A 1,410-nucleotide genomic window follows, 5' to 3' on the forward strand; every position below is an offset into this window, starting at 1 on the left:
GGTTCGCGGGTGGCGAGTGCGGTGGTGATGAGGTCTGGGGGGAGGGGAGTGGTGTCGGTGTCCAGGAGGACGAAGCGGTCCGGGTGTTCGGACTGAGCCGTACGCACCAGACCCCACACCGGTGAGACGTCGAGGCCGGTCACACCGTCCCCGGCTGCCGCCGCGACCGCGTCGTGCGTGACGAACACCAGCCGCGCCTGGTCGTCCCGCTCCTCCGCGAGCCACTGCTGCACGGACCGCAAGGCTTCCTGAGCCGCGTGGTGCAGGGAAGCGGGTCCGCCCTCATCCGTGCGCACCGCGGAGGCGAACGACACGACGACGGGAGCGGGGCCGTCAGCGGGCCGGCTCGACGCGGTCGGAACCGCCGGGACGGGAACCCATTCCACGTCGAACAGCGAGTTCCGGTGAGCGGTGGCCGATGACAGCAACTGCTGTACGTCGAAGGGCCGCAGCGTCAGGGAGTCGACCGACACGACCGGCTTGCCCTCGGCATCCACGAGGGTCAGAGCGGCGGAGTCCGCCGACACCGGTGAGATCCGCAGCCGGGCGGAGGCGGCACCCACCGCGTGCAGACGTACCCCGCTCCACGCGAACGGCAGCCGCAGCGTGCCACCGGTTCCCCCGCCGTCCCCGGCCTGGAGACCCAGGGGATGCAGCGCGGCGTCCAGGAGCGCGGGGTGCACGGCGAACCGTGCTTCCTCGCCGTGCAGGCCCTCGGGCAGCCGCACCTCGGCGAACAGCTCGTCCCCGGTGCGCCATATGGAGGTCAGGCCGCGGAAGCCGGGGCCGTAGTCCTGGCCGTGCGCGCTCATCAGCTCGTACACCTCCTCCACCGGGACCTGCTTCGCGCCGGCCGGCGGCCAGTCGGCAGAAAGGGAGGGGCCGTCCTGCTCCTCGCGGTCGGGTCGCGTCAGCAGGCCGACCGCGTGCCGGGTCCACGGCGCGTCGGACTCGTCGGAACCGCCGGGCCTGGAGTGAACGGTCAGCTGACGGCACCCGGCGTCGTCGGGCTCGCCCAGGACCACCTGCAACTGCGCGAAGGACTGCTCGGGGACGACGAGCGGTGCCTCAAGGGTCAGCTCGTCCAGGACCGTATGCCCGGAGCGGGCCCCGAGGCACAGGGCGAGATCGACATAGGCCGTGCCGGGAAGGACGGCCGTGCCCTGAATCGCGTGGTCCGCGAGCCACGGGTGACTGCGCAACGACAGCCGTCCGGTGAAGAGATGCCCCTTTCCGTCCACGAGTTCGAGGTCGGCGCTCAGCAGCGGGTGCCCGGCGCTGCCGAGACCGAAGTCCGTGGCGTCACCCGTGGTGTCCGGGGTGTCGAGCCAGTGGCGTTGGCGTTGGAAGGGGTAGGTGGGGAGGGGGGTGGTGGGGGTGGTGGCTGTGTAGTACTGGCGCCAGTTGATG

General features: G+C 71.8%; 1 protein-coding gene. It reads right to left on the bottom strand.

Annotated elements, in window-relative coordinates; genetic code table 11:
* Positions 1 to 1,410 (bottom strand): polyketide synthase dehydratase domain-containing protein (locus tag ACWDBB_RS36185; protein ID WP_449793651.1); only part of this gene is annotated, 1,410 nt, incomplete at both ends.

The sequence above is a fragment of the Kitasatospora sp. NPDC001095 genome, from assembly GCF_053598615.1.